We start from the raw sequence: 11,245 nt of genomic DNA, 5'->3' as shown, positions 1-11,245 counted from the left end.
AGAAAAACGAAAAGGGTGCGCCATAGACTTATGACACACCCTCTTTTTAAATTTTGCTTTCTCTGGTTATTGCCGGATATAGTATTTGTAAATGGGAATGGAGAATGCAAAGTGGGATAAAATGTGGATAAACAAAAAGAGTCACAAGTAAAACTTGTGACTCTTTTCTGCGCTTCAAGATGGGCTTGAACCAACGACCCCCTGATTAACAGTCAGGTGCTCTAACCAACTGAGCTATTGAAGCAATTTGCTATGAAAGAAGATGAGTTACGAGGCTAACCTGAAACTCTCTTGCGCTTCAAGATGGGCTTGAACCAACGACCCCCTGATTAACAGTCAGGTGCTCTAACCAACTGAGCTATTGAAGCGTTTTTTCTGTAAAGAACATGATGTTCCTTATTTGCGTGTGCAAAAGTACTAACTTTTCTTCATTCTGCCAAATTTTTTGCTGACTTTTTTCGCTTTTTTCCCTAAAAAAGTGTATTTTTTCTTATCTTTGTGCCACTTTTTGCCTATTTTATGGTGTTTTTCGCAAAGAAATGAGTACTTTTGTGGTCGAAATCTTCTCCTGAGGGCGAATGCCGTGAAGAGGGGGAGGAAATAACCAATAAGTTGAATCATATACAATTAAATAAGGTAACAATGAAAAGAATACTGTTCTCCTTGCTTATGGTGCTCCTGGCAGTTCCTATTTTTGCCCAGGTTGACAAAGATCATGACTTCAAAGCCGCAAAGAATATGGAAATATTCAATGCCATCTACAAGAATCTCGATTTGATGTATGTTGATACGCTCGATGCTGAAGTTGTGGTCGGAAATGGTATCAATGCCATGTTGCGTAGTCTCGACCCTTATACTACCTATTATCCTGAGCAGAAGATGAAGGAACTCAAGAACCTGCTCACCGGCAAGTATGCGGGTGTAGGTGCGGTGATACGCTACAATTTCCAGTTGCAGCGCGTCTGTATCAGCGAGCCTTACGAGAATATGCCTGCTGCAGAAGTGGGACTGAAGAAGGGTGACATCATCCTAAGTATTGATGATGAGGATATGACCAATAAGGAGGTGAGCTATGTTAGCGATCATCTTCGTGGTGACCCGGGTTCTTCTTTCATGCTGAAAGTTAAGCGTCCAAGTACAGGCAAGACGATGAAGGTGAAGGTAACCCGCCGTACCATCCAGTTGCCGTTCTTGCCTTATTATGGCATGTTGGAGGGTAGCATCGGTTACATCAACTTCAATTCCTTTACCGAGCAGTCTGCCAAGGAAGTGCGTCGCGCTTTCATCGATTTGAGAAAGCAAGGTGCCAAGAGTCTTGTCTTCGATCTGCGTAATAATGGTGGTGGTTCTGTTACCGAAGCGGTCAGCATCATCAATATGTTCTTGCCTAAAGGTAAGACAGTCTTGGAGATGAAGGGAAAGTTGCAGCGTTCTAATCATGTTTATAAGACCACGGTTGAACCGATAGATTCCATTATGCCGATGGTGGTATTGGTGAACGAGAATTCTGCCAGTGCCAGTGAAATCATGAGCGGCAGTCTGCAGGATTATGACCGTGCTGTAATATTAGGTACGCGCACGTATGGAAAGGGATTGGTGCAGACTACCATGGATTTGCCTTATAACGGACAGGTAAAACTCACTACTGCTAAATATTTCATTCCTAGCGGCCGATGCGTTCAGGCACTCAACTATAAGCACGATAAGGGCGGTTATGTGGAGCATGTTCCTGACTCTCTTACCAAGGTGTTTTATACCGCTGGCGGCAGAGAAGTGAGAGATGGCGGTGGTGTGAAACCGGATGTAGAGGTAAAGCCTGATTCTTTGCCAAACATCGCTTTCTATCTGGCTGGTGCCCGCGACAGTAATGAGGTGATGCTCAATTATGAGATTGATTATATTGCCAAACATCCTACTATCGCTCCAGCGAAGGAATTCTCGCTGACCGATGCCGACTATGATGAATTCAAGGCACGCGTATTGAAGGCTAACTTCCAGTACGACCGTGAAACAGAAAAGTATCTCAAGGACTTGGAAAAACTCGCTAAGTTTGAAGGCTATTACGATGATGCCAAGGCAGAGTTTGAAGCTTTGAAGAAAAAACTGAGTCACAATGTGGCAAAGGATCTGGATTATAACAAGGATTACATCAAGCATCTGTTGGAAAATGACATCGTTTCTGCCTATTATTTCCAGCGCGGTGCCATCCAGAATTCCATGCGCTATGACAAGCAGATTAAGGAAGCAGTAAAATTGCTGAATTCTCCATCAGAATACGAAAAAATACTGCATCCTGTGAAGAAATAAGTACAAAAACGTGCACAATCGATTAAAAATGTGCACGTTGCGAATAAAAAGTTGCATTTTTTTTGGTAAATCACAAAAATATTTGTAATTTTGCAACGTTCAGTGGAATGAGGGGCTCACAAGAGTTCCTCATTTTATTTTAATAAGGTATATATGATTGATAAAAACGTCGTAAAAAAATTAGTTGAAGAATGGCTCCAAGATAAGGAATATTTCTTGGTAAGTATAGAAATCAGTCCCGACGATAGAATCGTTGTTGAGATTGACCATGCCGATGGAGTATGGATTGAGGATTGTGTTGCCTTGAGTAAGTATATTGAGGATCATTTGAACCGTGACGAGGAAGACTATGAGCTCGAAGTTGGCTCTGCAGGCTTGGGTCAACCGTTCAAAGTTCCGCAGCAGTATATCAATTTCATTGGCAAGGAGGTAGAGGTGTTTGATGCCGACGGCAAGAAGGTGAAGGGTATCTTGAAAGCTGTTGAAGGAAATGACTTCACAGTTGGCGTTGAAGAAAAGGTAAAGGTTGAAGGTAAAAAACGTCCGGTTAAGCAGGAGGTTGATCACGTTTACCAGATGGATAAAGTAAAATATACAAAATACATAATTAGTTTCAATTAAGTTATGGCTAAAAAAGAGCAAGAATTGACAGCGAGTATGATTGATACATTCCGCGAGTTTAAAGAAACAAAGAATATCGACCGTACTACATTGGTAAGTGTATTGGAGGAGAGCTTCCGTAATGTACTTGCCAAGATTTTTGGTAGTGACGAAAACTTTGATGTCATCGTGAACCCTGACAAGGGTGACTTCGAAATTTATCGCAACCGTATAGTTGTTGCTGATGGCGAAGTTGAAGATGAAAATAAGGAAATTACACTTTCTGAGGCTCGTAAGATTGAGCCAGATTACGAGGTTGGTGAGGATGTAAGTGAGACGGTTGACTTCAATAAGTTTGGTCGTCGTGCCATCTTGACTCTTCGTCAGACTTTGGCTTCCAAGATTCTTGAGTTGGAGCATGATTCACTCTACAACAAATACAAGGATCGCGTAGGTCAGGTTATCTCTGGTGAGGTTTATCAGGTTTGGAAGCGCGAGGTTCTGATTGTAGATGATGAGAACAACGAGCTCATGTTGCCTAAGACTGAGCAGATTCCTGGTGATACTTACCGCAAGGGTGAGACTGTTCGTGCGGTCATCCTTCGTGTAGACAACGAGAACAATAATCCAAAGATTATCTTGAGCCGTACTGCTCCAATCTTCCTGCAGCGCCTGTTGGAGGCTGAGGTTCCTGAGATTGCAGACGGTCTGATTGCAATCCGCCGTATCGCCCGTCTTCCGGGAGAGCGTGCTAAGATTGCTGTTGAAACATTCGATGAGCGTATCGACCCGGTTGGCGCATGTGTAGGTGTTAAAGGTAGCCGCGTTCACGGTATCGTTCGCGAACTTTGCAACGAGAATCTCGATGTTATCAACTACTCAAGCAATACCAAACTCTTCATTCAGCGTGCGTTGGCTCCAGCCAAGGTTTCTTCAATCAATGTTGATGATGAGAACAAGAAAGCAGAGGTTTACTTGCAGCCTGAGGAAGTTAGTTTGGCTATCGGCCGTGGCGGTATGAACATCAAACTGGCTTCTATGCTTACAGAATATACCATCGACGTATTCCGTGAGGTAGACGAGAATGAGGCCGATGAGGATATCTACTTGGATGAGTTCTCTGATGAGATTGACCAGTGGGTTATCGATGCTATCAAGGGCATCGGTCTTGATACAGCCAAGCAGGTACTCAATGCACCTCGCAACTTGCTGATTGAGAAAGCCGACCTCGAAGAGGAGACCGTTGATCATGTACTCAGCGTGTTGCGCGCCGAATTCGAACAATAATTCCCTTGCCAGCGAGTGCTTGCAGGGAATCTAACTTTAAAAATAGGAGAATAAATAATTTATGAGCATCAGATTAAATAAAGCACTACGTGAATTAAATATAGGACTTCAGACGGCAGTTGAATTCCTAGAGAAAAGAAAAGACCTGGGAGATGTCAAGGCAGAACCGAGCTTCAAACTCACCGACCAGCAATACAAGGCATTGAATGATGCCTTCAGTCAGGACAGAGAGGTTCGTGATCAGGCTGAGAAACTCTTTACCAAAAAAGCAAAAGATAAGAAGCGTGCGCCAGAGCAGAAGGACAATCGCGCTGAAAGCTTGTTGGAGTCTAATGGACAGCAGCTGTATAAGCCGCTGGGAAAGATAGACTTGGACAATATCGGTAAGAAGCCTGCTGCAGAGTCTGTTGCGGAAAAGCCTGAGACTGCTGCCGTCAGTCCTGAGCAGAAGAAAGACGCTCCTAAGGCTGAGCAAAAGAAGGAACAGAAGCCACAACAGGCTTCTCAGCATAAACAGCAAATGAAACAGGAAAATCATCAGAAATCACAGCAGTCAAACGCTCAGATGAATAAGCAGAATGCTCCTCAGGGAAAGAAAGAGCATCATCATGCTAAGAATGAAACTGCACAGCATTCAGCTGGCGCAGCAGACAACAGCGTGTTTACTCTCAAGAGTGAGAAGAAGTTTACTGCTAATGAGCCTAAGGTGTTGGGCAAGATAGATTTGTCTTCCCTCAACCAGAGCACTCGTCCTAAGAAGAAAACCAAGGAGGAGCGCCGCAAGGAACGTGAGGAGAAAATGGCTCAACAGCACAATGAGCGCAAAAAGCGTGTTCGTATCAACAAAGAACGTGTTGACATCATTGCCGAAGCTAAGAATAATGGCGGAGGTAATGGCAACAACGGCGGTAATAACAAGAAGAACAAGAACCGCAACAGAAATAATAACAATAATAATCGCGGCAATAACAACAACCGCAGCAACCAGCGCCAGATCGAGGTTGATGACGAGGCTGTAGCACGCCAGGTTAAGGAGACTCTTGCACGTTTGACCAGCAAGAGTCAGAACAAGAAGGGTGCTAAGTACCGTAAGGAGAAGCGTGAGGCTGTTCAGGAGAAGTTGCAGGATCAGGCTCGTCAGGAGCAGAAGGAAAGCAAGATCCTGAAACTTACTGAGTTCGTTACCGTTAGCGAGTTGGCTACGATGATGGATATCAGCGTTACTCAGGTTATCTCTACGCTGATGGGCGTAGGTATCATGGTATCTATCAACCAGCGCCTGGATGCAGAGACCATCAATATGGTAGCTGAGGAGTTCGGTTTCAAGACCGAATACGTGAGTGCCGAGGTTCAGGAGGCCGTGAGCGAGGAAGAGGATGATGAGAACGACTTGGTTCCACGTGCTCCAATCGTAACCGTCATGGGTCACGTAGACCATGGTAAGACCTCTTTGCTCGACTATATCCGCAATACCAATGTGATTGCCGGTGAGGCAGGTGGTATTACCCAGCATATCGGTGCATACAGTGTTACGCTGAACAGTGGCCGCAAGGTTACCTTCCTTGATACTCCAGGTCACGAGGCGTTTACCGCCATGCGTGCCCGTGGTGCCCAGGCTACCGATATCGCCATCATCATCATCGCAGCCGATGACTCTGTGATGCCTACCACCAAGGAGGCTATCGCTCATGCCCAGGCTGCCGGTGTGCCTATGGTATTCGCAATCAACAAGATTGATAAGCCAGGTGCTAACCCAGACCGTATCCGTGAGGACTTGGCTAACATGAACCTGCTCGTTGAGGAGTGGGGTGGTAAGTATCAGTGCCAGGAAATCAGTGCCAAGAAGGGTATCGGTGTTCACGATTTGCTCGACAAGGTGCTCCTCGAGGCTGACATGCTCGATTTGAAGGCTAACCCTAACCGTCGTGCTACAGGTACCATCATCGAGTCTTCTCTCGACAAGGGTCGTGGATATGTTTCTACCGTATTGGTTGCCAACGGTACCCTGAAGGTAGGCGACATCGTACTCGCCGGTACTTCTTGGGGGCGTGTCAAGGCGATGTTCAATGAGCGTAATGCCAACATCAAGTCAGCAGCTCCTGCTGAGCCAGCTATCATCCTCGGTTTGAATGGTGCGCCTACTGCAGGTGACCAGTTCCACGTAATCGAGACAGAGCAGGAGGCTCGCGAAATCGCCAACAAGCGTGAGCAGCTGCAGCGTGAGCAGGGCTTGCGTACTCAGAAGCGCTTGACCCTGGGTGATATCTCTCACCGTATCGCACGTGGTGAGTTCCATGAGTTGAACGTCATCGTGAAGGGTGATACCGACGGTTCTGTTGAGGCATTGAGCGACTCATTCATCAAGCTTTCTACCGAGAAGGTTCAGGTGAACGTGGTGAACAAGGCTGTGGGTCAGATTTCAGAGAACGACGTGATGCTGGCATCTGCTTCAGATGCAGTCATTGTTGGCTTCCAGGTTCGTCCATCTGCCGATGCTCGTAAGGCTGCCGACCGTGAGGGTGTTGAAATCAACACATACTCTATCATCTACGATGCTATCGACGATATCAAGAGTGCGATGGTTGGTATGCTCGACAAGGTGAAGAAGGAAATCGTTACCGGTCAGGTTGAGGTTAAGCAGACCTTCAAGATTTCTAAGGTGGGTACTATTGCCGGTGGTCTCGTTACCGAGGGTAAGGTACACGCTAAGGATAAGGCTCGCGTCATCCGTGACGGTATCGTGATACGTACTGCTGAAATCGGTGCCTTGAAGCGTTACAAGGACGATGTTAAGGAGGTGGTTACCGGTATGGAATGCGGTTTGAGCCTCGTCAACTACAACGATATTCAGGAGGGCGACGTTATCGAGACCTTCACTGAGATCGAGGTAGAGCAGAAGCTTTAATAAAGTGAAGAGTGAAGAACGAAAAGTGAAGAATTCATTTGTTTTTCGCTCTATCATATATATAATAAGGTAGGGATGAGTCCTCAGCGGCTTATCCCTATTTAGGGTTAAAATAACGAAAGGTTATTCTAAATAAAATGGCAGAAATAGAGAAAGAACAGAATCAGGTTGTCAAGGACGTGATAGACCAGAAATATGAGTATGGTTTTACCACCGATGTGCATACTGAAATCATAGAAAAGGGTCTCAACGAGGATGTTGTGCGCCTGATCTCACAGAAGAAGGGAGAGCCAGATTGGATGCTCGAATTTCGTCTGAAAGCCTACCATTACTGGAAGACGCTCAAGGAGCCAAAGTGGGGACATGTGCACGTGCCACCTGTTGACTACCAGGAGATTTCATACTATGCCGACCCTTTGGCAAAGAAGCCAAAAAACAAGGAGATTGATCCTGAGTTGGAGAAAACATTCGACAAGCTTGGTATTCCTCTGGAGGAGCGTCTGGCTTTGAGCGGCACCGCCGTGGATGCCATCATGGACTCTGTGTCGGTGAAGACTACCTTCAAGGAGAAACTCCGTGAGAAGGGCGTCATCTTCTGCAGTATCGGCGAGGCAGTGAAGGAGCATCCTGATTTGGTAAGAGAGTATCTGGGAACCGTAGTTCCTTATCGTGATAACTTCTATGCAGCCTTGAACAGTTGCGTATTCAGCGATGGCTCATTCGTTTATATTCCTAAGGGCGTCCGCTGTCCGATGGAGTTGAGCAGTTACTTCCGCATCAATGCCCGTAACACCGGTCAGTTTGAGCGTACATTGATCATCGCCGATGATGATGCTTACGTTTCTTACCTGGAGGGATGTACAGCACCAATGCGTGATGAGAACCAGCTCCATGCGGCTATCGTAGAGATTATCGTCAAGGATAATGCTGAGGTGAAGTACTCTACCGTTCAGAACTGGTATCCTGGTGATGAACATGGTAAGGGTGGTGTGTTGAACCTGGTAACCAAGCGAGGTGACTTGCGTGGTGTCAACTCTAAGTTGAGCTGGACTCAGGTAGAGACTGGCTCGGCTATCACTTGGAAGTATCCTTCTTGCATCTTGCGTGGTGACAATTCTGTGGCTGAGTTCTACAGTGTGGCTGTTACCAACAACTATCAGGAGGCTGATACCGGTACCAAGATGATTCACATGGGTAAGAACACCAAGAGTACCATCATCTCAAAGGGAATCTCGGCAGGTCATAGCCAGAACTCCTATCGAGGTCTGGTTCGTGCCACGTCCAATGCCGACAATGCGCGCAACTACAGTTCCTGCGACTCCTTGTTGCTGGGTAGCGATTGTGGAGCGCATACCTTCCCATATATGGATGCCCATAACGACACAGCCGTGTTCGAGCATGAGGCAACCACCTCGAAGATTTCAGAAGACCAGCTCTTCTATTGCAATCAGCGAGGCATTCCTACCGAGGAGGCTGTCGGCTTGATCGTAAACGGTTATGCCAAGGATGTGCTCAATAAGTTGCCTATGGAGTTTGCCGTTGAGGCACAGAAACTCCTAAGTGTTTCACTCGAAGGCACCGTTGGCTAAGAATAATAAGAAAGAGAGGTGGTTATGAAAAGAATGTTGTTGATGTTATTGTTAGTTGATAGCTTGAACTTAACGGCTCAAGACCTTTTCAATCATCAAAAAAATGGCTTGACGGCACAGCAAGATTCCATCGTTGCATCTTTTGTTGCGAAATGCAAGCAAGAGCAAAATGTGTATCTTCGTTGTGGTCGATATTGTCATGTTGATGAGTCTGACCCTACATTGACCAAGTCCATTATGCAGACATCGAGTTATGTTCCGCAGATGAAGGGTAAGGTCATACGACCAGGTGAGTGCTCATTTTGGGTACTAGACCCTCCTTCGTTGTTTGTGCAATGGGGCTGGGAGAAGCCACCATCTTTCTTTGAAGAGTTATGTTCCAATATTTTGAACGCATTTTTTAAGTAATAATATGTTAGAGGTAAAGAATCTGCATGCAACTATTGCAGGCAAAGAAATATTGAAAGGTATCAACCTGACTATCAACGATGGTGAGATACATGCTATCATGGGACCTAACGGTTCCGGTAAGTCAACCTTGAGCGCTGTGCTTACAGGTAACCCTCTCTATACCGTAACCGAGGGTGAGGCTATCTTCAACGGCAAGAACCTTCTGGATATGAAGCCAGAGGACCGTGCCCGTGAAGGCTTGTTCCTCTCTTTCCAGTATCCGGTGGAGATTCCTGGTGTATCCATGACTAACTTTATGCGTGCGGCTATCAATGCCAAGCGTGAGTATCAGGGTTTGGAACCATTGAATACAAGCGAATTCATGAAACTGATGCGTGAGAAGCGCGAGTTGGTGGAATTGGACAGCAAGTTGGCTCGCCGTTCTGTAAACGAAGGTTTCTCTGGTGGTGAGAAGAAACGCAACGAGATTTTCCAGATGGCGATGCTGGAGCCAAAGCTCTCTATCCTCGATGAAACCGACTCGGGTCTCGACGTGGATGCGATGCGTATTGTGGCTGACGGTGTAAACAAGATGCATACCGACCAGACTTCTGCCATTGTCATCACTCACTATGAGCGTCTGCTCGATATGATTAAGCCAAGTGTGGTTCACGTACTCTATAAGGGTAGAATCGTGAAGACTGCCGGTCCTGAACTTGCCAAGGAGATTGAAGCTCGCGGCTACGACTGGATCAAGGCTGAAGTAGATGAGAAATAAATAAGGAGGATGGCTATGCTTTCAGAAAAACAATATTTAGACTTGTATCAGTCTTCTTCGAGAATGATCAAGAAGAACAGTGCTGAGGTGCTCAATGCGGTGCGTGATGCTGCTTTCGAGGACTTCCGTCGCCTGGGCTTCCCTTCCCGAAAGGTAGAAAGATACAAGTACACAGATATGAGCGCCATCTTCGAGCCAGACTATGGCTTGAACTTGAATCGTCTGGAAATTCCGGTAGATCCATACGAGGCTTTCCGCTGCGATGTGCCTAACCTGAGCACTTCGCTCTACTTTGTGGTAAACGATGCTTTCTATAACAAGGCATTGCCAAAAGTAGAGCTTCCAGAGGGTGTTATCGTCGATTCTTTGAGCAAGATTGCTACAGAAAACCCAGAATTCATCGGGAAATACTACGCTAAGATTGCCAAAACCGATGAAGATGGCATCACCGCATTGAATACTTTCCTGGCGCAGGATGGCTTGCTGATTTATGTTCCAAAGAACGTGAAGGTGGAGCGAACCATTCAGGTCATCAATATTCTTCGTTCGGATGTAGATTTGATGGTAAACCGTCGTGTGCTCATCGTGATGGAACAGGGTGCTGAGGCTAAGTTCCTCTTCTGCGATCATGCTGCCGATGACAAGAACTTCCTCGCAACCCAGGTTATCGAGGCTTATGTTGGCGAGAATGCCAGTCTCGACCTCTATTGTCTGGAAGAGACTCATTACAAGAACCGTCGTGTCAGCAACGTTTACATTGAGCAGCAGGCTAACAGCCGTGTAAACCATAACGTCATCACCCTTCATAACGGTATCACCCGCAACCGACTCGACCTCGTGTTCAAGGGCGAGGGAGCCGAGTGCTTCTGCAATGGTTGTGTGATTGCCGACAAGAACCAGGTGGTTGATAACAATACACTCATCGATCATCAGGTGGGTCATTGTATCAGCAACGAGCTTTATAAGTATGTACTCGATGGTGAGGCACGTGGTGCTTTTGCCGGTAGAGTGTTGGTTCGTCATGGTGCCCAGAAAACTGTTTCTCAGGAAACCAACCAGAACCTCTGTGCTACGAAGACTGCCCGCATGTTCACCCAGCCGATGCTGGAGATTTATGCCGATGATGTGAAGTGTGCGCACGGAAGTACTGTAGGTCAGCTCAACGATGCCGCATTGTTCTATATGCAGCAGCGTGGTGTGAGCCGCGAGGAGGCTAAGTTGCTCCTTCAGTTTGCATTTGTCAACGAAGTCATCGACAAGATGGAGCTGGAGCCATTGCGTGATCGCCTGCATCATCTCGTAGAGAAGCGATTCCGTGGTGAACTCAATAAGTGTGAGGGCTGCAAGCTTTGCAAGTAGATAATATCCTTTTAAAGGAGTTAAGTTCTT

The 11,245-nt window shown here is 46.3% G+C and carries 8 protein-coding genes and 2 tRNA genes; 8 read left to right on the top strand and 2 right to left on the bottom strand.

The window, feature by feature from the left end; genetic code table 11:
- Positions 1 to 170 precede the first annotated feature (170 nt).
- Both ONT08_RS05135 and ONT08_RS05130 read right to left on the bottom strand, forming a co-directional pair.
- A tRNA-Asn gene (locus ONT08_RS05135) sits at positions 171 to 244 on the bottom strand.
- A 50-nt stretch (positions 245 to 294) separates the two neighbouring features.
- Positions 295 to 368: transfer RNA gene (locus ONT08_RS05130), tRNA-Asn, on the bottom strand.
- A 274-nt stretch (positions 369 to 642) separates the two neighbouring features.
- Between ONT08_RS05130 and ONT08_RS05125 the strand changes: the two genes are divergently transcribed.
- The 8 genes from ONT08_RS05125 to sufD all read left to right on the top strand — a co-directional run bounded on the left by ONT08_RS05125 (position 643) and on the right by sufD (position 11,215).
- Complete coding sequence (locus ONT08_RS05125) at positions 643 to 2,307, top strand: S41 family peptidase (protein WP_117587631.1); 1,665 nt, start codon at positions 643 to 645, stop codon at positions 2,305 to 2,307.
- 153 nt (positions 2,308 to 2,460) lie between these two features.
- Complete coding sequence (gene rimP / locus ONT08_RS05120; protein WP_264959387.1) at positions 2,461 to 2,928, top strand: ribosome assembly cofactor RimP; 468 nt, start codon at positions 2,461 to 2,463, stop codon at positions 2,926 to 2,928.
- A 3-nt stretch (positions 2,929 to 2,931) separates the two neighbouring features.
- Positions 2,932 to 4,194: a transcription termination factor NusA gene (gene nusA, locus ONT08_RS05115; protein WP_022120775.1), complete on the top strand. Its 1,263-nt coding sequence runs from the start codon at positions 2,932 to 2,934 to the stop codon at positions 4,192 to 4,194.
- Positions 4,195 to 4,255: 61 nt separating this feature from the next.
- Complete coding sequence (infB, locus tag ONT08_RS05110) at positions 4,256 to 7,099, top strand: translation initiation factor IF-2 (protein WP_118200841.1); 2,844 nt, start codon at positions 4,256 to 4,258, stop codon at positions 7,097 to 7,099.
- Positions 7,100 to 7,236: 137 nt separating this feature from the next.
- Positions 7,237 to 8,688, top strand: a complete 1,452-nt coding sequence (sufB, locus tag ONT08_RS05105) for a Fe-S cluster assembly protein SufB (RefSeq protein ID WP_117587910.1) — start codon at positions 7,237 to 7,239, stop codon at positions 8,686 to 8,688.
- Between the two features lie 24 nt (positions 8,689 to 8,712).
- Positions 8,713 to 9,096 carry a hypothetical protein gene (locus tag ONT08_RS05100; RefSeq protein ID WP_264959386.1) on the top strand — a complete coding sequence of 128 codons (384 nt, stop codon included), beginning with the start codon at positions 8,713 to 8,715 and terminating at the stop codon, positions 9,094 to 9,096.
- A gap of 4 nt (positions 9,097 to 9,100) precedes the next feature.
- Positions 9,101 to 9,856, top strand: coding sequence for a Fe-S cluster assembly ATPase SufC (gene sufC / locus ONT08_RS05095; protein ID WP_089544837.1), 756 nt, complete (start codon positions 9,101 to 9,103; stop codon positions 9,854 to 9,856).
- 15 nt (positions 9,857 to 9,871) lie between these two features.
- The gene (sufD, locus tag ONT08_RS05090) at positions 9,872 to 11,215 is read left to right on the top strand and encodes a Fe-S cluster assembly protein SufD (RefSeq protein ID WP_264959385.1); all 1,344 of its coding nucleotides are present in this window, start codon (positions 9,872 to 9,874) and stop codon (positions 11,213 to 11,215) included.
- Positions 11,216 to 11,245: the final 30 nt, after the last annotated feature.

Source organism: Segatella copri (assembly GCF_026015465.1).
GTDB classification, from domain to species: Bacteria; Bacteroidota; Bacteroidia; order Bacteroidales; family Bacteroidaceae; genus Prevotella; species Prevotella copri_E.
This window is presented reverse-complemented; position numbering and strand designations above follow the sequence as displayed.